The 20079-nt window shown below is 68.6% G+C and carries 18 protein-coding genes, 1 rRNA gene and 1 riboswitch; of the genes, 14 read left to right on the forward strand and 5 right to left on the reverse strand.

The features are described from left to right. From rrf to PV396_RS42115, 11 genes are all read left to right on the forward strand, one after another. A 5S ribosomal RNA gene (gene rrf / locus PV396_RS42065) occupies nt 1–99 on the forward strand; the annotation flags it as partial. A 109-nt stretch (nt 100–208) separates the two neighbouring features. Then, nucleotides 209–817: a CDP-alcohol phosphatidyltransferase family protein gene (locus PV396_RS42070; RefSeq protein ID WP_319213651.1), complete on the forward strand. Its 609-nt coding sequence runs from the start codon at nt 209–211 to the stop codon at nt 815–817. Between the two features lie 111 nt (nt 818–928). Then, the gene (locus PV396_RS42075; RefSeq protein WP_319213652.1) at nt 929–3424 is read left to right on the forward strand and encodes a mannose-1-phosphate guanyltransferase; all 2496 of its coding nucleotides are present in this window, start codon (nt 929–931) and stop codon (nt 3422–3424) included. A gap of 168 nt (nt 3425–3592) precedes the next feature. Continuing rightward, nucleotides 3593–4429, forward strand: a complete 837-nt coding sequence (locus tag PV396_RS42080) for a DUF881 domain-containing protein (protein ID WP_319213709.1) — start codon at nt 3593–3595, stop codon at nt 4427–4429. Next, nucleotides 4426–4758, forward strand: coding sequence for a small basic family protein (locus PV396_RS42085; protein WP_006376801.1), 333 nt, complete (start codon nt 4426–4428; stop codon nt 4756–4758). The genes PV396_RS42080 and PV396_RS42085 overlap by 4 nt, the downstream gene beginning before the upstream one ends. A gap of 5 nt (nt 4759–4763) precedes the next feature. Further along, nucleotides 4764–5627, forward strand: a complete 864-nt coding sequence (locus tag PV396_RS42090) for a DUF881 domain-containing protein (RefSeq protein WP_319213653.1) — start codon at nt 4764–4766, stop codon at nt 5625–5627. Nucleotides 5628–5757: 130 nt separating this feature from the next. Beyond that, nucleotides 5758–6648 carry an FHA domain-containing protein gene (locus PV396_RS45285; RefSeq protein ID WP_416071578.1) on the forward strand — a complete coding sequence of 297 codons (891 nt, stop codon included), beginning with the start codon at nt 5758–5760 and terminating at the stop codon, nt 6646–6648. Nucleotides 6649–6701: 53 nt separating this feature from the next. Beyond that, nucleotides 6702–7436, forward strand: coding sequence for a MerR family transcriptional regulator (locus PV396_RS42100; RefSeq protein WP_319213655.1), 735 nt, complete (start codon nt 6702–6704; stop codon nt 7434–7436). Between the two features lie 82 nt (nt 7437–7518). Next, on the forward strand, nt 7519–7992 hold the full coding sequence (locus PV396_RS42105) for a bifunctional nuclease family protein (protein WP_006123076.1): 474 nt from the start codon (nt 7519–7521) through the stop codon (nt 7990–7992). 281 nt (nt 7993–8273) lie between these two features. Further along, a complete protein-coding gene (locus PV396_RS42110; protein WP_319213656.1) occupies nt 8274–8954 on the forward strand; it encodes a MerR family transcriptional regulator in 681 nt (226 codons plus the stop codon). Nucleotides 8955–9023: 69 nt separating this feature from the next. Continuing rightward, the gene (locus tag PV396_RS42115) at nt 9024–10478 is read left to right on the forward strand and encodes a DNA polymerase IV (protein ID WP_319213657.1); all 1455 of its coding nucleotides are present in this window, start codon (nt 9024–9026) and stop codon (nt 10476–10478) included. Here the strand turns inward: PV396_RS42115 and PV396_RS42120 are convergent. Then, nucleotides 10400–10771, reverse strand: a complete 372-nt coding sequence (locus tag PV396_RS42120; RefSeq protein WP_319213658.1) for a PRC-barrel domain-containing protein — start codon at nt 10769–10771, stop codon at nt 10400–10402. The two genes, PV396_RS42115 and PV396_RS42120, sit on opposite strands and share 79 nt — an antisense overlap. Before the next feature lie 113 nt (nt 10772–10884). Next, nucleotides 10885–10978, forward strand: a riboswitch (glycine riboswitch). Nucleotides 10979–11158: 180 nt separating this feature from the next. On the opposite strand from PV396_RS42120, the gene gcvP reads away from it, so the two are divergent. Further along, entirely contained in the window at nt 11159–14044 is a 2886-nt protein-coding gene (gene gcvP / locus PV396_RS42125; protein ID WP_319213659.1) for an aminomethyl-transferring glycine dehydrogenase, read from the forward strand. A 121-nt stretch (nt 14045–14165) separates the two neighbouring features. On the opposite strand, the gene PV396_RS42130 is transcribed toward gcvP, so the two are convergent. Continuing rightward, entirely contained in the window at nt 14166–14354 is a 189-nt protein-coding gene (locus PV396_RS42130) for a DUF5999 family protein (protein WP_053740726.1), read from the reverse strand. A 376-nt stretch (nt 14355–14730) separates the two neighbouring features. Then, on the reverse strand, nt 14731–15315 hold the full coding sequence (locus PV396_RS42135) for a hypothetical protein (RefSeq protein ID WP_319213660.1): 585 nt from the start codon (nt 15313–15315) through the stop codon (nt 14731–14733). A gap of 580 nt (nt 15316–15895) precedes the next feature. On the opposite strand from PV396_RS42135, the gene PV396_RS42140 reads away from it, so the two are divergent. Both PV396_RS42140 and PV396_RS42145 read left to right on the forward strand, forming a co-directional pair. After that, nucleotides 15896–17413 carry a glutamate--cysteine ligase gene (locus PV396_RS42140; RefSeq protein WP_319213661.1) on the forward strand — a complete coding sequence of 506 codons (1518 nt, stop codon included), beginning with the start codon at nt 15896–15898 and terminating at the stop codon, nt 17411–17413. A gap of 197 nt (nt 17414–17610) precedes the next feature. Beyond that, entirely contained in the window at nt 17611–18417 is an 807-nt protein-coding gene (locus tag PV396_RS42145) for a type II CAAX endopeptidase family protein (protein WP_319213662.1), read from the forward strand. Nucleotides 18418–18430: 13 nt separating this feature from the next. Here the strand turns inward: PV396_RS42145 and PV396_RS42150 are convergent, their stop codons facing one another. Both PV396_RS42150 and PV396_RS42155 read right to left on the reverse strand, forming a co-directional pair. Continuing rightward, a complete protein-coding gene (locus tag PV396_RS42150) occupies nt 18431–19240 on the reverse strand; it encodes a PhzF family phenazine biosynthesis protein (protein ID WP_319213663.1) in 810 nt (269 codons plus the stop codon). 131 nt (nt 19241–19371) lie between these two features. Beyond that, nucleotides 19372–20079 carry a response regulator transcription factor gene (locus tag PV396_RS42155; RefSeq protein ID WP_319213664.1) on the reverse strand — a complete coding sequence of 236 codons (708 nt, stop codon included), beginning with the start codon at nt 20077–20079 and terminating at the stop codon, nt 19372–19374.

Here is a 20079-nt window from a genome sequence, read left to right on the forward strand (position 1 = left end):
AGGGAAACGCCCGGTTACATTCCGAACCCGGAAGCTAAGCCTCACAGCGCCGATGGTACTGCAGGGGGGACCCTGTGGGAGAGTAGGACACCGCCGAACTCCTTTTATAGCTCCGGCTCTTGGGCATGCTGCCCGAGGGCCGGAGCTTTTTTGCGTTGAGGTAGGGTCAGGGGGCATCGTCGGCCCATTTCCTACAGGAGGCCCCCGGGTGGAGGTCCAGGAGACCCGCGTCCAGACAGACCGGGTCCTCACTATCCCGAACATCCTCAGCATGGCGCGTCTTGTCGGCGTACCCGTTTTTCTCTGGCTGATCCTTCTGCCTGAGTTCGGCGGCCCGCAGAGTGACGGCTGGGCACTTCTGGTGCTGATGCTGAGCGGGATCAGTGACTATCTGGACGGCAAGCTTGCGAGGCGCTGGAACCAGATCAGCAGTCTTGGACGACTTCTTGATCCTGCGGCCGACCGGCTCTACATTCTCTCGACATTGGTCGGTCTCACATGGCGCGAGATTCTGCCAATCTGGTTGACCGCTGCGCTGTTGGCGCGAGAGCTGGTTCTGCTGGTGATGGTGGGCATCCTCAGGCGCCATGGGTATCCGCCGCCGCAGGTGAACTTCCTGGGGAAGGCCGCTACGTTCAACCTGATGTACGCGTTCCCGCTACTTCTACTCAGTGACGGAAGCGGATGGATCTCGTCACTCGCTGCTATTTTCGGATGGGCGTTCGCCGGATGGGGTACAACCCTGTACTGGTGGGCAGGAGTCCTCTACATGGTGCAAGTCCGCCGGCTGGTCCGAGCGGACGCCATGGCCGATTGAGCTCGCGGATTGGGCGACAGCAGTGGCTCGATGGCCCGCTTCGGAAAAGTGCGGGACAATCTGGACGGGTGAAGTCGGCTAGACCGTCTCTTCAAGGAGGACGCTTCCGACATGAAGGCCGTCGTGATGGCCGGAGGCGAAGGCACGCGCCTTCGCCCAATGACCTCAAGCATGCCCAAGCCGCTCCTGCCAGTGGCCAATCGGCCGATCATGGAGCATGTGCTACGGCTGCTCAAAAGGCATGGGCTCAACGAGACAGTCGTTACCGTGCAGTTCCTGGCATCGCTCGTCAAGAACTACTTCGGTGATGGCGAAGAGCTCGGTATGGAGCTCACGTATGCCAATGAGGAGAAGCCACTCGGTACCGCCGGAAGCGTCAAGAACGCCGAAGACGCGCTGAAGGACGACACGTTTCTCGTCATCTCCGGTGATGCGCTGACCGACTTCGACCTCACCGAGCTCATCAATTTCCACAAGGAAAAAGGTGCTCTCGTGACTGTCTGCCTGACGAGGGTGCCGAATCCACTGGAATTCGGTATCACCATCGTCGACGAGGAAGGCAAGGTCGAGCGCTTCCTCGAGAAGCCGACCTGGGGGCAGGTGTTCTCCGACACCGTCAACACCGGTATCTACGTCATGGAGCCCGAGGTCTTCGACTATGTCGAGGCCGATGTTTCCGTCGACTGGTCGGGCGACGTCTTCCCACAGCTGATGAAAGAGGGACGGCTGGTCTACGGCTATATCGCCGAGGGCTACTGGGAGGACGTCGGTACGCACGAGAGCTACGTGAAGGCTCAGGCGGACGTCCTTGAGGGCAAGGTCGATGTCGAGCTCGACGGCTTTGAGATCTCGCCCGGAGTGTGGGTCGCGGAGGGTGCCGAGGTGCATCCCGATGCCGTGCTTCGTGGACCTCTCTACATCGGGGACTACGCCAAGGTCGAGGCAGGTGCGGAAATCCGCGAGCACACGGTGGTGGGCTCGAACGTCGTCGTCAAGAGCGGGGCCTTTCTTCACAAGGCCGTGGTGCACGACAACGTGTACATCGGCCAGCACAGCAATCTGCGTGGATGTGTGGTCGGGAAGAACACCGACATCATGCGCGCGGCGAGGATCGAGGACGGGGCGGTCATCGGCGACGAGTGTCTCGTCGGTGAGGAATCGATCATTCAGGGGAACGTACGCGTTTACCCCTTCAAGACGATCGAGGCCGGCGCCTTCGTCAACACGTCGGTGATCTGGGAATCCAGAGGACAGGCACATCTCTTCGGCGCCCGTGGAGTCTCCGGGATTCTGAACGTCGAGATCACACCCGAGCTGGCCGTGCGGTTGGCCGGCGCCTATGCGACCACCCTGAAGAAGGGGTCCACGGTCACCACCGCCCGCGACCACTCCCGAGGCGCCCGGGCGCTGAAGCGGGCGGTCATCTCCGCGTTGCAGACCAGCGCCATCGACGTACGGGATCTGGAGAACGTACCGCTGCCGGTGGCTCGGCAGCAGACCGCGCGGGGGAGTGCCGGGGGGATCATGATCCGGACGACGCCCGGGGTTCCTGATTCCGTCGACATCATGTTCTTCGACGGGCAAGGGGCCGATCTCTCGCAGGGGAGTCAGCGGAAGCTGGACCGGGTGTTCGCGCGGCAGGAGTACAGGCGGGCGTTCCCTGGAGAGATCGGGGATCTGCATTTCCCGGCGAGTGTGTTCGACTCCTACACGGGGTCGTTGCTGCGGAACGTCGACACGACCGGGATCGCGGAGTCCGGGCTCAAGGTCGTCGTGGACGCGTCCAACGGCAGTGCGGGACTTGTCCTGCCCAGTCTGCTCGGGAAGCTCGGCGTGGATTCGCTGACCATCAATCCGGGGCTCGACGAATCCAGGCCGACGGAGTCCGCAGAGACCCGGCGATCCGGGATGGTGCGGCTCGGCGAGATCGTGGCGTCGGCAGGCGCCGCCTTCGGGGTGCGTTTCGACCCGGTGGGCGAGCGGCTGTCGCTCGTCGACGAGAAGGGGCGGATCATCGAGGACGATCGGGCGCTTCTCGTCATGCTCGATCTGGTGGCCGCGGAACGGCGAAGTGGGCGCGTGGCGCTGCCGGTGACCACCACCCGGATCGCCGAGCAGGTCGCGGCCTATCACGGGACCCAGGTGGAGTGGACGACCACGTCGCCGGACGATCTGACCCGGGTCGGGCGGGACGAGTCGACCATCTTCGGTGGCGACGGCCGCGGTGGATTCATCGTGCCGGAGTTCAGCAGTGTGTTCGACGGCTCGGCGGCCTTCGTACGGCTCATCGGGCTGGTCGCGCGGACGCAGCTCACCCTCAGCCAGATCGACGCGAGGATTCCGCGGGCGCACGTCCTGAAGCGGGATCTGGCGACTCCGTGGGCCGTCAAGGGCCTTGTCATGCGCCGGGTCGTGGAGGAGGCCGGAGAGCGGTTCGTCGACACCACCGACGGGGTCCGAGTGGTCGAGACGGACGGGCGGTGGGTGATGGTTCTGCCGGACCCGGCTGAGGCTGTCACGCATCTGTGGGCAGAGGGACCCGACGACGCTTCCGCCCAGGCGCTGCTCGACGAGTGGTCCGCCGTCGTGGACGGCGCCGGTCGCTGAATCGCGGTACATGCGCGCGTGCCGGACAAGGGGTCCCCAAGGGGGCCTGTCCGGCACGCGCGTGGGGCCGTTCGGAGGCAGTGGTCGCGACGTGGGACGATGTGCGGCATGCCGCAGCAGCCCCCCGTTCGGAGCATCCCCACGAGCCGTGCCCGCCCGGACGCGTCCATGTCGCTGCTCACCAACGTCATGGACCACAGCCTCGACGAGGGGTACGCCGAGGCGGCCGCCCGTAGGAAGGCCACGGGCGATGGCGGTCTGCCCAGGCCGTTGAGGTCGAAGCTGGGCCTCGCCGCCGGTCTGGTGCTCGCCGCTCTCGTCGTGACCGTGGGGGCGGCCCAGGCGCGGGTGGCAGCACCCGTGGTCGCCAAGGAACGCGAGGAACTGATCGACCGTATCGACCGCGAGACCGATGCGGCCGACAAACTGGAGAAGAAGGTCGACCAGCTGCGCGACGATGTGAGCGCCCGTCAGCGTGCGGCGCTGAAGTCGGACGGCGTCAGTGGCAGGGCCGACCTGGTGGGCATCCTGTCGGGCGCGACCGAGGTGCACGGACCCGGTGTCAAGCTCGTCGTGGACGACGCGAAGGAAGCCAGCACGGGGGCCGGCGGGGACGCGCGGGAGACCTCCGGGTTCTCCGACACGGGGCGGGTGCGCGACCGGGACATGCAGCGGGTCGTCAACGGTCTGTGGCAGTCGGGGGCCGAGGCCATCGCCATCAACGGGCAGCGGCTGACGGCCCTGTCGGCGATCCGGGCCGCGGGAGACGCGATACTGGTCGACAACAAGCCGCTGGTGCCGCCGTACACGGTGCTCGCGGTGGGGGACGGCAAGCGGCTGAGCAGCAGGTTCCAGGACAGCGCCGACGGACTGTATCTGCACGCGCTGCAGGAGAACTTCGATATCCGGACCAGAATCTCCGTGGAGAGCGACCTCCGGCTGCCCGCCGCACCGAGTGTGATCGTACGTACAGCACAGCCGAGCACAGAGAAGGGCACATCGTGATCGCGGTACTGGGCCTCGTCGTGGGAGTCGTGGCTGGATTGTTGGTCCGGCCCGAGGTGCCGGCTGTCGTCGAGCCCTACCTTCCGATCGCCGTCGTCGCGGCGCTGGACGCCGTGTTCGGCGGTCTGCGGGCCATGCTCGACGGGATCTTCGTCGACAAGGTCTTCGTGGTGTCGTTCCTGTCGAATGTCGTCGTGGCCGCGCTGATCGTCTTCCTGGGCGACAAGCTGGGTGTAGGCGCGCAGTTGTCGACCGGTGTCGTCGTGGTCCTCGGTATCCGTATCTTCTCGAATGCCGCGGCGATCCGTCGGCACGTGTTCCGGGCCTGACGCCGATGAGTGACAACGACAGGAACGACGCGGGCGAGAAGCGGTTGCGTGAGGAACTTCCCGAGGAGGTCGCCGTCACGCCCACGGAAGCCTCTGACGCCCAGGCAGCGGAGGCGGTGGCCGAGGAAGCGCCCGAGCCGTCCGTGACCGGCCGTCAGCGGCTGGTGAATGGGCTGTGGCCGCCGCGGGTGACCCGGGCCCAACTCATCGTCGCCCTGCTGCTGTTCGGGCTTGGATTCGGGCTCGCGGTGCAGGTGGCGTCCACCAGTGACAACGACGGTGCGCTACGGGGTGCGCGTCAGGAAGATCTCGTGCGCATCCTCGATGAACTGGATGACCGTACGCAGCGTCTTGAGGACGAGAAGCAGGGTCTCGAAGATCAGCGGGCCGAGTTGGAGAACAGCTCGGACCAAGCTGAGGAGGCCCGGAAGCAGACGGTCGAGAAGGAGCGGCAACTGGGCATCCTGGCGGGCACGGTGGCCGCGCAGGGGCCCGGGATCACGCTGACCGTCGTGGACACGAAGGGAACGGTCGAAGCCGACATGCTGCTCGACGCGATTCAGGAGTTGCGTGCGGCCGGTGCCGAGGCGATCCAGGTGAACGGTGTACGGGTGGTCGCGGGGACCTTTCTGGCGGACGAGGACAGTGGGGGAGTGAGCGTCGACGGGAACAAGATCGACTCTCCCTATCGTTTCAAGGTCATCGGCAAGCCCCAGGACCTCGAGCCGGCGCTCAACATCCCCGGGGGCGTGGTGCAGACCCTGGAGAAGGAGCAGGCCACCGTTACCGTGGAGCGGGCGACCAAGATCGTCGTGGACGCCTTGCGAGCTGCGAAGCAGCCTGACTACGCTCGGTCGTCCTCCGAGTGAACCGGGGGTGCATGAGGGCTGTCCGGGGAGGGCATGAGGTTGCGGGGGGTCGGCGCACCGAATGGGTGGTGCGTGGTGGAAACTGTCAGGTGGCGGCGGACGTTGTGAGGATGTCCGGGTCGACCGGTAGGTGCAGTCAGGGTTCGTCCTGCCCCACGGGCGGGTCTGTTTCGGTCAAGGGGAATCGCCCGTGAAGTTGTTTGCGAAGTTGTTCGGCAAGAGCGCGCGAGAGGGCAGCGACAATGCCACTGCCCGGCATCGCGCACAGCCTGACGCGGACGGCCAGCGTCCGCTGTTCCGGGACCAGGTCGGAGGTCCGGGCGGTGACGTTCCTGGAGGTCAGGGCGCGCCGTCTGTTGACCCTGCCCAGTCCGGGCGCATAGGTTTCGGGGAACCGTCAACCTCAGGTACGGGTGGAGAGTTTTCCTCCGGTCCGTATGCGTCCAATGCCCCGGCGGGGCAGCCGCGGCAGGAGGATCCGTCGATGTCGGCCCTGGTGTGTACGAGGTGCGGTAACCGCAATGCGGAGAACAGCCGCTTCTGCTCCAACTGCGGCGCGCCGCTGAGGGCAGGGGTCTCCGCCGAGCGTCCGTCGGAGACTACGTCCACGATCTCCATCTCCGGGATCGAGGCGTACGACGCCGAGGTCACCGGTCAGACGCAGATGCCGATGCTGTCGCCCGAGGCGCAGGCGGCGGTGGATGCCCTGCCGCTCGGCTCGGCGCTTCTGGTGGTGCGCCGTGGCCCGAACTCGGGCAGCCGTTTCCTCCTGGACGGGGAGCTGACCACTGCCGGGCGTCATCCGCAGAGCGACATCTTCCTGGACGACGTGACGGTGTCGCGCCGGCACGTGGAGTTCCGGCGGGGCCAGGACGGCATGTTCACGGTCGCCGATGTGGGCAGCCTCAACGGCACGTACGTCAACCGTGAGCGGATCGACGAGGTCGCGCTGTCGAACGGTGACGAGGTGCAGATCGGCAAGTACCGGCTGGTGTTCTACGCGAGCCAGCGGGGCTACTGACCCTCCTCCGGACCGAGTCCGGGGGGCTTCCCCACGGAAGGACCGAAAGGTCCATGCTTCAAACACCGAGCGGCGGTGCCGGGCACGGCATCGCCGCCACGGACAACGGGCTGATGAGTATCGGCGCAGTGCTGACCGCACTGCGTGACGAGTTTCCCGAAGTCACCATCTCCAAGATCCGTTTCCTGGAGTCGGAAGGGCTCATCGAGCCGCAGCGGACCCCGTCCGGGTACCGCAAGTTCAGTCCCGAGGACGTCGAACGCCTCAGCCAGGTGCTGAGGATGCAGCGGGACCACTATCTGCCGCTGAAGGTGATCAGGGAGTACCTGGACGCCATGGAGCGCGGGGAAGCCGTCCCGCTGCCCACCGTAGGCCGCCAGCGGGACGGCGAGCCGGTTCTGGAGGCCGAGGGGCCCACCGCCGTCCGCATCGGCCGTTCCGAGCTGCTGGCCGCCGCGGAGATCGGCGACGAGGAACTCGAGGAGTGGCAGTCGTACGGGCTGGTCGTGCCGCTGCCCGACGGGGCGTACGACGCGGAGACGGTCACTGTCGCCACGCTCGTCGCCGAGCTGGGGCGGTTCGGGATCGAGCCACGGCATCTGCGGGTGATGAAGGCCGCGGCCGAACGCGAGGCCGGTCTGGTCGACCAGGTGGTGGCCCCGCTCAAGCGTCACCGCAATCCGCAGACCAGGGCCCTAGCGGAGGCCCGCAGCAAGGAACTGGCCGGGCTCACGGTCAAGCTGCACGCGGCCCTGGTGCGCATCGCGCTGGGTGTGCGGCAGCCCTGAGCCGAGGTCGCCGGGGGGTGGATCGGCCGCCCGTTCCGTGCCCGACTACCCAAACATCCCGGGCACGGCCTAGGGTTGCTGTGTGAACGAGCTCGATGTCGTAGGTGTCCGGGTCGAAATGCCCTCCAACCAACCGATCGTGCTCCTGCGTGAAGTGGGAGGCGACCGCTACCTTCCCATCTGGATCGGACCGGGTGAGGCGACAGCGATCGCCTTCGCCCAGCAGGGCATGGCCCCCGCGCGACCGCTGACCCACGACCTGTTCAAGGACGTGCTGGAGGCCGTCGGCCAGGAACTCACCGAGGTGCGGATCACCGATCTGCGTGAGGGTGTGTTCTACGCGGAGTTGGTGTTCGCCAGTGGAGTCGAGGTGAGTGCCCGTCCGTCCGACGCCATAGCGCTTGCGCTGCGTACCGGGACGCCGATCTACGGCAGTGACGGTGTGCTCGACGACGCCGGGATCGCGATCCCCGACGAGCAGGAGGACGAAGTGGAGAAGTTCCGCGAGTTCCTCGACCAGATCTCTCCCGAGGACTTCGGTACCAACAGTCAGTGAGCCTCAAACCAAGGCTGTAGAGGCTCCTGCCGCCCCACGGACCCACTGGTCCGTGGGGTCTGTCTTTTGGCCCACGGCGTCACGAATGATGGCAATTGCCAGCAGCGTGTGAGAGCGTCGTGCGGCTCTGGCGGAGCGCATTCGGCTAGCCTTTCCCCGCGGTGGGGTACGGGAAACCACTCCTAGGGTGATTATCACTCGGCGTGCCGAGTGTGGCGATCGTTGACGCGCCCCTGGGGACTGCCTACCGTCAAGAAGGCAGGTCAAGGACGGAGGTCGGCGTGAGAAGCAGCGGCGACGGTACGGCTGGGGGTGCCCCCGGACGCGGTCTCGGGGAGAGTGGCCCGTACCCTCCCCCAGGCTCTCGGCAACGCTCGAGCTGGGGGGACCCCCATCACGGCGACGCGGTCGATCACGTCTCGCGGCCGACGGCTGTAGCAGGCGGCGGAGGGGCGACATCCATGGCGTCCGAGGAGATCGGCTACCGCGGCCCCACGGCGTGCGCGGCGGCCGGCATCACTTATCGGCAGTTGGACTACTGGGCGCGCACCGGCCTGGTCGAGCCGAGCGTGCGGCCCGCCCACGGGTCGGGGACGCAGCGTCTCTACAGCTTCCGCGATGTTGTGGTCCTGAAGATCGTCAAGCGCTTTCTGGACACCGGCGTCTCATTGCAGAACATCCGTACGGCCGTTCAGCATCTTCGGGCGTGCGAGTTCCGCGATCTGGAGCGGCTGACGTTGATGAGCGACGGCGCGACGGTCTACGAGTGCACGTCCCCGGACGAGGTGCACGCGCTGCTCCAGGGCGGTCAGGGCATCTTCGGTATCGCCGTGGGCGTGGTGTGGCGGGATGTGGAAAGCGCTCTCTCGCAGCTGCACGGGGAACGCGTCGACACGGGCGAGACGCTGGTGGGGCACAACCCCACGGACGAGCTGGCGCGGCGGCGCAACCGGGCGGTCTGAGCGGCATCCCCGACTTGGCGCCGCCGTCTTCCGGGGCCGTTGTCAGTGGCGTAGGGCAGCATCGGTGATGTGAGAAACGTGCCCACGATCCTGCATCTCGACATGGATGCCTTCTTCGCCTCGGCGGAGCAGGCGTCCAAGCCGAGTCTGCGCGGGAAAGCCGTAGTCGTGGGCGGGCTCGGGCCGCGCGGGGTGGTGGCCACCGCCTCCTACGAGGCCCGGGTCTTCGGGGTGCACTCCGCGATGCCGATGGCACAGGCACGCAGGCTCGCGCCGAACGCCGCGTATCTCGTGCCGAGGGGCGCCTTCTACCGGTCGATCAGCGAACAGGTCATGGAACTCCTGCACGGGCTGTCGCCGCTGGTGGAGCCCTTGAGCCTGGACGAGGCGTTCGTCGATCTGGAGGCCGGGCAGGCGGCCTGGGACGAGGGGTCGGCCAGGCTGGCCGGGGCCAAGCTGCGCGCGGACATACGGGCCGTCACGGGGCTCACCGGATCGGTGGGGCTGGCCGCCTCCAAGATGCTCGCGAAGATCGCCTCGGAACAGGCCAAGCCGGACGGTCTGGTGGTGATCGAACCCGGGACCGAGCGGGCGCTGCTCGGGCCGATGTCGGTGCGGACCCTGCCCGGGGTCGGCCCGGCGACCGGCGACCATCTGCGGCGGGCCGGGATCAGCACGGTCGACGAACTGGCCGAGGCAGGCGAGGACGAGCTCGTACGGCTGCTGGGGAAGGCGCACGGGCACGCGCTGTACGCGATGGCGCTGGCGCACGACGAGCGGCCCGTGGTGGCTGAACGGGAGACCAAGTCCGTGTCGGTCGAGGACACCTATGACGTGGACATCCACGACCGGGGCCGGGTAGGCACCGAGGTGCAGCGGCTGGCCGACCGGTGTGTGCGGCGATTGCGGGGTGCGGGGCTGTCCGGGCGGACCATCGTCCTCAAGGTGCGCCGGTACGACTTCTCCACGCTGACCCGGTCCGAGACGCTCCGGGGGCCCACTGACGACCCCGCGGTGGTGCGGGAGGCGGCGGCCCGGCTCCTGGAGGCGGTGGACACCACCGGGGGCGTCCGGCTGCTCGGGGTCGGGGTGAGCGGCCTCGCCGACTACACGCAGGAGGATCTGTTCGCCCAAGCGGCCGGGGAGCTGGCGGCGCTCGAGCCGGACGGGGAGGCGGAGCACGAGCCGGTCGAGGAGCCGGAGGCGCCCGCCGAGCGGCGCTGGACCACCGGGCACGACGTACGGCATGCCGACTTCGGGCCCGGGTGGGTGCAGGGGAGCGGGCTGGGGCGGGTGACCGTCCGGTTCGAGACGCCGGACTCGGAGCAGCCCGGGCGGGTGCGGACGTTCCGGACCGACGATCCCGCGCTGGAGCCGGCGGATCCGCTGCCGTTGGTGGCCCTGGCGCCGCGACGACCCGACGGTCCGGATGAGGGGTCCTCCGGTCAGGAGTCGTCCGTGCCCGCCAGCCTGCCGAAGTCGTGGTCCGGGAAGGGGGGCGGAGGAGCCACGTCGAGGCCGTAGTGGTGGTAGAGCTGGAGTTCCTGTTCCGGGGAGAGGTGGCGGCCGACACCGAAATCGGGCGCGTCCTTGATCAGGGCACGCTCGAAGGGGATGCGCAGGGTGCCGTCGACCAGTTCGCTGGGCTCCAGGGGCACGAAAGCGTCCCTGCTGAACAGCCCTGTCCGTATGGCCGCCCACTCCGGCACTCCCGTGGCGTCGTCGAGGTAGATCTCGTCGATCGTGCCGATCTTGGTGCCGTTGCGGTCGAAGGCCTTGCGGCCGATCAGGTTGCGCGGATCGATGTCGGTCTGCACGGCGCCTCCGTAGGATCGCAACTCATCCGTAAGCACTACAAAAGAGCACATCCGGGAAGGCGGCCACTCGAAGGTCTGTGCGTGGACCCGCTGGTAGGCTGGCCAATGGCTGCTGACCCTGTGCGGGAGAGTCCTCCGGAACCTCGGAGGCGCCGAAGGAGCAAATCCTCCCCGGAATCTCTCAGGCCCCTGTACCGCACGGACGAGGTCACTCTGGAAAGAAGAGCGGGTGTCGACGGCTTCCGCTCTCACCGACGGTGAAAACCGGGACGTCAGCGTGTTGGCGGTCCGGTGAAGCTCTCAGGTTGAGATGACAGAGGGGGAGGCCGTTCGGGCACCCGTGCCGGGGTGCCCCTCGAAGGTCGCGACGACCAGGAGGCCTCCGTAATGACCGCCCACCGCACTCCGCTCGCCGAACTCGAACAGGGAACGCCCTTCGAGCGGCGTCATATCGGGCCCGATCACGAGGACCGGGCCAAGATGCTCGCGCAGGTCGGATACGGCTCCCTCGACGAGCTGACCGCCGCCGCGGTGCCGGACGTGATCAGGAACGCCGACGCGCTCGACCTGCCGAGCGCCCGTACCGAGGCCGAGGTGCTGGCCGAGCTGCGGTCGCTGGCCGACCGGAACCAGGTGCTGGGGTCCATGATCGGGCTCGGGTACTACGGGACCTTCACCCCGCCGGTCATCCTGCGGAACGTGATGGAGAACCCCGCCTGGTACACCGCGTACACGCCTTACCAGCCGGAGATCTCGCAGGGGCGCCTCGAAGCGCTGCTGAACTTCCAGACGATGGTCGCCGACCTCACCGGGCTGCCCACCTCCGGCGCCTCACTGCTCGACGAGGGCACCGCGGCCGCCGAGGCGATGGCGCTGTCCCGGCGCATGGGCAAGAACAAGAAGGGCCTCTTCCTCGTCGACGCGGACGCCCTGCCGCAGACCATCGCCGTCATCGAGACGCGGGCCGAGCCGACCGGCGTCGAGGTCGTCGTCGCCGACCTGAGCGCGGGGATTCCGGACGACATCGCCGGGCGTGAGATCAACGGTGTGCTCCTTCAATACCCGGGTGCGTCCGGTGCCGTACGGGACCTGAAGCCCGTGATCGACCAGGCGCACGGGCTCAACGCCGTGGTCACCGTCGCCGCCGATCTGCTGGCGCTGACGCTGCTCACCTCGCCCGGTGAGCTCGGCGCCGACATCGCGGTGGGGACGACCCAGCGCTTCGGCGTACCGATGGGCTTCGGCGGGCCGCACGCCGGATACATGGCCGTACGCGAGCAGTTCGCGCGCAGCCTGCCCGGCCGGCTCGTGGGTGTCTCCGTGGACGCGGACGGGCACAAGGCGTACCGGCTCGCACTGCAGACGCGCGAGCAGCACATCCGCCGGGAGAAGGCGACCAGCAACATCTGTACGGCCCAGGTCCTGCTGGCCGTGATGGCCGGCATGTACGCCGTCCACCACGGACCCAAGGGGCTGCGGATCATTGCACGGCGCACCCACCGGTACGCCACCATCCTCGCCGCGGGGCTGACGGCGGGCGGTGTCGAGGTCGTCCACGGGGCCTACTTCGACACGCTCACCGTGCGGGTGCCCGGGAAGGCCGACGAGGTCGCCGCCGCCGCGCGCGAGCACGGGGTCAACGTGCACGTCGTCGACGCCGACCGGCTCTCCGTCTCCTGTGACGAGACCACCACACGGGACCAACTGGCCGCCGTCTGGACGGCGTTCGGGGTCGACGGCGACACCGAGGCGCTCGACGCCGACGCCGGCGACACGCTGCCGGAGGCGCTGCTGCGCACCGACGAGATCCTCACCCACCCCGTGTTCCACCAGTACCACTCCGAGACCTCGATGCTGCGCTACCTGCGCCGGCTCGCCGACCGGGACTACGCGCTCGACCGGGGCATGATCCCGCTGGGCTCCTGCACGATGAAGCTCAACGCGACCACGGAGATGGAGCCGGTCACCTGGCCCGAGTTCGGCCAGCTGCACCCCTTCGCGCCCGCCGAACAGGCGGAGGGCTATCTGACGCTGATCCGGGAGCTGGAGGAACGTCTCGCCGAGGTCACCGGCTACGACAAGGTGTCGCTCCAGCCGAACGCCGGTTCGCAGGGCGAGCTGGCCGGGCTGCTCGCCGTACGCGGATACCACCGGGCCAACGGCGACGAGCAGCGGACCGTCTGTCTGATTCCGTCGTCCGCGCACGGGACCAACGCGGCGAGTGCCGTCATGGCCGGGATGAAGGTCGTCGTCGTGAAGACCGCCGGGGACGGCGAGATCGACGTCGAGGATCTGCGGGCGAAGATCGAGCAGTACCGGGACGAGCTGTCGGTGCTGATGATCACGTACCCGTCCACCCACGGTGTGTTCGAGGAGCATGTCGCCGACATCTGCGCCCAGGTGCACGAGGCCGGCGGTCAGGTGTACGTCGACGGGGCCAACCTCAACGCACTGGTGGGGCTCGCCAAGCCTGGGCACTTCGGCGGGGACGTCTCGCATCTGAACCTGCACAAGACGTTCTGCATCCCGCACGGCGGCGGCGGCCCCGGGGTGGGCCCGGTCGGGGTGCGGGAGCACCTCGCGCCCTATCTGCCCAACCATCCGCTGCAGCCCGCGGCCGGGCCCGAGACGGGCGTGGGGCCGATCTCGGCGGCGCCCTGGGGTTCGGCGGGCATCCTGCCCATCTCGTGGGCGTACGTCCGGCTGATGGGCGGCGAGGGGCTCAAGCGGGCCACGCAGGTGGCCGTGCTGAGCGCCAACTACATCGCCAAGCGGCTGGAGCCGCACTACCCGGTCCTCTACACCGGGCCCGGCGGGCTCGTCGCGCACGAGTGCATCATCGATCTGCGGCCGATCAGCAAGGCGACGGGAGTGAGCGTCGACGACATCGCCAAGCGGCTGATCGACTACGGCTTCCACGCGCCGACCATGTCGTTCCCGGTCGCCGGGACGCTGATGATCGAGCCGACCGAGTCGGAGGACCTCGGGGAGCTGGACCGGTTCTGCGAGGCGATGATCGCCATCCGGGGCGAGATCGAGAAGGTCGGCACGGGCGGCTGGCCCGCCGACGACAACCCGCTGCGGAACGCGCCGCACACCGCCGCCGCGCTCGGCGGGGAGTGGACGCACGCCTACACGCGCGAGGAGGCGGTCTTCCCGGCCGGGGTCTCGGCGGCCGACAAGTACTGGCCGCCGGTGCGCCGGATCGACCAGGCCTTCGGTGACCGGAACCTCGTCTGTTCCTGCCCGCCGCTGGACGCTTACCAGGAGTAACGACCCTCGGACATGCGTCGGGGCCGGTTCGCAGCGAGTTCCTGCGGGCCGGCCCCTCTTCGTCTGTTCAGCTGTTCGGGCAGTCGCTCCTGACGTCCGGAGGATGCCCGGTCCGCGGTCCTCAGACGGCCGTCATCGCGCGGTGCGGGGCGATGATCTGGCCGTCGGGCAGGAGCTCACCGGTGTCCTCGAAGAGGAGGACGCCGTTGCACAGCAGGCTCCATCCCTGTTCCGGGTGGTGCGCCATGAGGCGGGCGGACTCCCGGTCGGTGGAGTGGGCTGTCGGGCACGGTGGCTGATGCTGGCACATTGGTGGGATCTTTCGCTCTGTCGTCGAGTGTGAGATGGCTGTGGTGTCTGTCTTGCGGCTCGAAGCACTGTTCATGGCCGCTCCCCGTTGTGGTAAATCGGTTCGAACCCAGTGTTGCCCCACGGGCGTCAATCCGCAGGGATTTGGCTGCACCGCTTCTCACAGGTTGAAGACGCATCACCCGCGCGGCCGGTTCAGTCCAACTGGGCTGTCCCTTTGGGTGGTTCCTGGTGGCCGGATGGGGCTAGTCCGGACGGGTCGAAAACCCTTAATGGCTCGTACGAGCGTAATGGTGCGCGAAAGAGCAATGTGCCCCGCCGACGGGAATTCGACGACGGGGCACAAGGGAATACGGAGAGTGTCGTGTCGTGTGCGGTCAGGCGGGGGAACTGAGCAGCGGGGCCGAAGTCACCCGATGGGTCAGGACCGGGAGCAGTTCGGCGACCCGATGCGGACGGTGGGCGGCGATGCCGGGCGGGGCCGGTGCCAGCGGGACGAGGAGGTCGGTGGCGGCGGGGTGGCCCTCGGCGCCGTCGGCCGTGATGTCGCCGTGCAGCCAGAGCGTGAGCATGTACAGCTCGGGGACGGACAGCAGTCGCGCCTGGTAGGGCTGTTTCATGGTCTCGGCCTGGCGCAGGGCTCGCTCGGTGGAGGCGATGTAGGGCCCTTCGAAGAAGTGCGAGAAGGCCCAGCCGTCAGGGGTCAGCATGGTCTCGGCGGCGGCCACCGCGCGGTCCCCGCTGCGGATCAGGAAGCGCCACCCGGTCAGTCGGCTGGCGGACGCCCCGGCGGGGGTGATCCGGTCCAGGACGTGTACGGGAAGCGGCAGCTCGGGAGTGGTGGGCCCCTGGGCCGTGCGGAGGGAGGGGGTCGGTGCCTCGCGGACGGCGGTGGGTGAACTGAGTGCGGTGAGGACGGTGCGCAGTGCGGGGGCGGGTGCCGGGGGGACATGCAGCGGCATGGCGGAACGCCTCTCATTCGACAGGCAAGGTGGCGCGAGGGCGGGGGCGGGGGCGGACGGCGCTGTCAGCTCTCGAAGTCTCTCGGGTCAAAGAGGCGGGGGTCGGGTGAGGCGACGGGGTGCGGCCTGTCGTACGTCACCTGGACGGCAGGACCCAGGTCCCGGGCGCCGACTCTCTGCCTTGTTCGCGGAGTTTATACGACACGTGTTCACACTGTGTTTCGTCTAACTGTTTTCCGCGTGAAGAGCAAGAGTCTGTTCGGTCGGCGTTGCGTGGTGTTTTTTTCCGATTCCCGGCCTGCTGCGCGGCGATGACCTCGGTATACGCGCCGAAGTCGGTCGGCCAATTATCGTCGACGTTTCTCACGAGTTCGAGATTGCGCGATTCTGTCGGGGGTACCCGGGCCGCACCGTCCGTCGCTTCATGCCGGACGAATGTGCCGCCGGACACGTCGAGCAGCGTAGCGGGTGACGGTGGCGCACGGGGCGTTATCGATCGCGTCGGGTGGGCATCATCCCACCTGACCCGGGACATCAGCGGCCGGTCTTCGGCCTGCCCATTCGAGGAGGGACGCTTCCGATGGGGGAGAAGGTCGTGGCGGGGCAGTTCGATCTGTCCGATCGCCGGCGCTACCGCGGCAAGCTCCGGCAGTGTCTGACGGGGCTGGAGCGACTGCTGGCCGAGAAGCGGTTCGACCGCCCGAAGAATCTGCTGGGTCTGGAGATCGAGCTGAATCTCGTCGGGCCCGACGGCATGCCGAAAATGATGAATGGGCAAGTACTCGAAAGGATCGCGAGCCGCGATTTCCAAACAGAACTCGCCATGTTCAATCTGGAAGTCAACATCGCCCCCCATCGCCTCGGCGGCCGCGTTTTCGACCGGCTCGCCGAAGAGCTCCGTACGTCCCTGGCGTATGCCCATCGAAAGGCGAACGAGGTCGACGCGGGGATCATGATGATCGGCATCCTGCCGACGCTCGGCCGTGACGACCTGGTCTCCTCCAACCTCTCCGCCGTCGACCGTTACGCCTTGCTCAACGACCAGATCGTGGCGGCCCGCGGTGAGGACTTCACGCTCGACATCGACGGGGTGGAGCGCCTGTCGTGCACGTCGAAGTCCATCGCTCCGGAGGCCGCCTGCACCTCCGTACAACTGCACCTCCAGGTCACGCCGGCGCGGTTCGCCGATGTGTGGAACGCGGCGCAGGCGATCGCCGCCGCGCAGGTCGCGATCGGCGCCAACTCGCCTTTCCTGTTCGGCCGTGAGCTGTGGCGGGAGTCGCGGCCCCCGCTGTTCACACAGTCCACCGACACGCGTCCGCCGGAGCTCCAGGCGCAGGGCGTGAGGCCGCGCACCTGGTTCGGGGAGCGGTGGATCTCGTCGGCGTACGACCTCTTCGAGGAGAACCTGCGCTACTACCCGGCTCTCCTGCCGATCTGCGACGACGAGGATCCGTTGGGCGTCCTCGACGGCGGAGGGGTGCCGAAGCTCGGCGAACTCGTCCTGCACAACGGCACCGTGTACCGGTGGAACCGTCCGGTCTACGGCATCGCGGACGGCGTTCCGCATCTGCGGGTCGAGAACCGGGTGCTGCCCGCCGGGCCCACCGTCACGGATGTGATCGCCAACGCGGCCTTCTACTACGGGGTCGTCCGGGCGCTCGCCGACGAGTCGCGGCCCGTGTGGACCCGGCTGCCCTTCGAGGCGGCCGCCGCCAACTTCGACGCCGCCTGCCGGTACGGCATCGACGCGCGGCTCCAGTGGCCCCGGCACGGCCGGTTCGGCGGCACGGCGGAGGTCGACGCCGTGCATCTCGTACGGGACGAACTGCTGCCGCTCGCCGCGGCCGGCCTCGACGCGTGGGGGGTCGAGCCCGCCGACCGGGACCTGTACCTCGGGGTGATCGAGGAACGGTGCCGGCGCCGGGCCAACGGAGCGTCCTGGCAGGCGGCCACCTTCCACCGGGCCCTGGAGAAGGGGCTGTCCCGGGAGGCCGCGCTGGCGGCGACCACCCGGCGCTACAGCGAGTTGATGCACCTCGGGGAGCCGGTGCACACCTGGCCGGTGGGCCTGCCGAAACCGGTGCCGCTGGGGTGATCGCCCGCCCCGGGGCGGCGTGACCTTCACGCGCCGGTGCCCGCTCCAAGCTGCCTCCTGACCGGCCCCGGACCGTACCCGGACCGCGCCGCGCGGGGGCCGCTCATGTCCGTCTCAGGTCGATCGGGCAAGCTGTGACGTCCCACGCGACGGTGGTCTCCTCCCCTGGTGAGGGGAGGTACTCCGGAAGCGGCGGGGTGACGCAACTGGAGGCAGGGGTGCAGGTGGCTGGTTCTATCCCTGAGGAGCAACCGTCGCGACGGACTCTTCGGGACGAGACGCTGTTGGTTCTGGGGCTTTCGCTCGGCGCGAGTGGTGTCTCCGCCCTGATCAGCTTTGTCGGATCGGTCACGAAACCGGGCGGCCTCAAGGATCAGGCGGCCACCCTCAACGCGTCGGCGGCGCCCGGGCGTCCATGGCTTGATCTCGCCTGGCAGCTCTTCGGCATCACGACGGCGCTGGTCCCGGTCGCCCTGGTCGCGCACTTCCTGCTGCGCGAGGGGGAGGGGCTGCGGACGCTGGGCTTCGACCGGACCCGGCCCTGGCCAGATCTCGGTCGCGGGGCCGCCATCGCGGCGGTGATCGGCAGCAGCGGAATCGCCTTCTACCTCGCGGCCCGTGGCCTCGGCTTCAATCTGACGGTGGTGCCGGAGGCGCTTCCCGAGGTGTGGTGGAAGTACCCGGTGCTGATCCTCTCGGCGGTGCAGAACGCCGTACTGGAGGAGGTCATCGTCGTCGCCTATCTGCTGCGCCGGCTGAAGCAGCTGGGCTGGACACCGGGGACGGCGCTGGTGGCCAGTTCCGTACTGCGCGGGTCGTACCACCTGTACCAGGGCATCGGCGGGTTCATCGGCAACATGGTGATGGGGGTGGTGTTCGTGTACCTCTACCGGCGGTGGGGGCGGGTGGGCCCCCTGGTCGTCGCGCACTCGCTGCTCGACATCGGAGCGTTCGTGGGGTACGGGTTGCTCGCGGGGAAGGTGGGGTGGCTGCCCACCGCGTGAGTGGGCAGCGTCCTCAGACGAGCAGTTCGCCCTCGATGGTCGTGACCGCTCGGCCGGTCAGCAGGGTGCGGTCGCCGCGGAGTCGCGTGCGGACCAGGCCCGTGCGGGCGGAGGCCTGGAGACCGGTGAGGTCGGGGCGGCCGAGACGCTCGGACCAGTAGGGGGCGAGGGCCGTGTGGGCGCTGCCGGTGACCGGGTCCTCGTCGATGCCGATCCGCGGGAAGAAGCAGCGCGAGACGAAGTCGTAGCCGTCGGCCGGGTTTTCGGCGCGGGCGGTGGCGATGACACCGCGTTCCGAGTGGACGGCGAGAGCCTTGAGGTCGGGGGTGAGGCCCAGGACCGTCTTCTCGTCGGCGACCTCGATCAGCAGGTCGCCGATGTTCGGGCCGGTGTCGAAGGCCGCGAGCGGCTTGGTGCCCAGGGCCTCGGCGACCTCGGCGGGAGGCTCGACGCGGGTGAGGGGGGCGGTGGGGAAGTCGAGGGTGATCGAGCCGTCCTCGTGGGGCGTCGCGCTGAGGACGCCGCTCAGGGTGGCGAATCGTACGGGTCCCGAGTGGGCGCCCGTGGTGTGCAGGACGTGGGCCGTGGCCAGCGTGGCGTGGCCGCACATCGCGACCTCGGCGGCCGGGGTGAACCAGCGCAGCGCCCAGTCGGCCTCGCCGCCCTCGGGCAGGCGGTGGGCGAACGCCGTCTCGGCGTGGTTGACCTCCAGGGCGATCCGCTGCAGCCGGGTGTCGTCCGGGAAGGCGTCGAGGAGCATGACGCCCGCCGGGTTGCCGGCGAACGGGCGGTCGGTGAAGGCGTCGACGATTCGAATGCGCATGGGGCGACGCTAGACGAGCGGCGGGGTGACGGACCAAGGCCAATTTCGGGGTGCTGGACCTGATTCGGCGGCCGTTGGACGTGGGCGGGCCCGGCGCCGAAGGGCGGTGGCTTCCCTCGCGGCCGGGAGCGTCAGGCCGCCGCCGCGGCCGGCCGTACCAGGCCGGACTCGTAGGCGAAGACCACCGCTTGCACGCGCGCGCGTGCGCCGATCTTGGTGAGGATGCGGCTGACGTGGGACTTGACCGTCGTCGGAGAGATGTTCAGCCGGGTCGCGATCTCGGTGTTGGACCAGCCGGCGGCGACCGCGGTCAGGACGTCGCGCTCACGGCTGGTAAGTGCGTGGAGCTCGCTCTCGCGTTCGAGTGAGCCGAAGGTGCGCTCGTGTCGGACGGTGTCGATGAGCGCGCGGGTGAGGGCGGGCGTCGTGACGGCGTCACCGGCGGCCACGATCCGGACGGCGGCGATCAGTTCCTCCGGCGTCGCGTCCTGGGGAAGGAACCCGCCGGCTCCGGCCCGCAGGGCCGCGTAGGCGTGCCTCTCGTGGTCGGTGGGGGTCAGGACCAGTACGCGCGGGGAGTTGCCCGCGACTCTCGCGGGCTCGGAGACCGGGAGCAGGGTGGGAGGCCGGCTGATGCGGCGGATGACGTCCACCCCGTCCGTGTCGACCACGAGGCTGTCCATCAGCACGACGTCCGGCCGGAGCGCGGCACTCATACGAACGGCGTCGGCGCCGTTCGTCGCCTCGCCGACGACGGTCAGATCGGGCTCGGCCGCGATCAGCATGCGCAGGCCGAGACGCTGCAGGGTCTGGCGGTGTACGACGAGTACGGAGGCCAT

The sequence above is a fragment of the Streptomyces sp. ME02-8801-2C genome (assembly GCF_033793965.1).
Lineage (GTDB): Bacteria > Actinomycetota > Actinomycetes > Streptomycetales > Streptomycetaceae > Streptomyces.

Bases quoted from the DNA above. Each gene is read 5' to 3' on its own strand.
- PV396_RS42150 (WP_319213663.1), bottom strand. From the start codon at position 19,240: ATGCGCATTCGAATCGTCGACGCCTTCACCGACCGCCCGTTCGCCGGC.
- PV396_RS42075 (WP_319213652.1), top strand. From the start codon at position 929: ATGAAGGCCGTCGTGATGGCCGGAGGCGAAGGCACGCGCCTTCGCCCA.
- gcvP (WP_319213659.1), top strand. From the start codon at position 11,159: ATGACCGCCCACCGCACTCCGCTCGCCGAACTCGAACAGGGAACGCCC.
- PV396_RS42100 (WP_319213655.1), top strand. From the start codon at position 6,702: ATGCTTCAAACACCGAGCGGCGGTGCCGGGCACGGCATCGCCGCCACG.
- PV396_RS42155 (WP_319213664.1), bottom strand. From the start codon at position 20,079: ATGGCCTCCGTACTCGTCGTACACCGCCAGACCCTGCAGCGTCTCGGC.
- PV396_RS42140 (WP_319213661.1), top strand. From the start codon at position 15,896: ATGGGGGAGAAGGTCGTGGCGGGGCAGTTCGATCTGTCCGATCGCCGG.
- PV396_RS42135 (WP_319213660.1), bottom strand. From the start codon at position 15,315: ATGCCGCTGCATGTCCCCCCGGCACCCGCCCCCGCACTGCGCACCGTC.
- PV396_RS42090 (WP_319213653.1), top strand. From the start codon at position 4,764: ATGAGTGACAACGACAGGAACGACGCGGGCGAGAAGCGGTTGCGTGAG.
- PV396_RS42130 (WP_053740726.1), bottom strand. From the start codon at position 14,354: ATGTGCCAGCATCAGCCACCGTGCCCGACAGCCCACTCCACCGACCGG.
- PV396_RS42080 (WP_319213709.1), top strand. From the start codon at position 3,593: ATGTCGCTGCTCACCAACGTCATGGACCACAGCCTCGACGAGGGGTAC.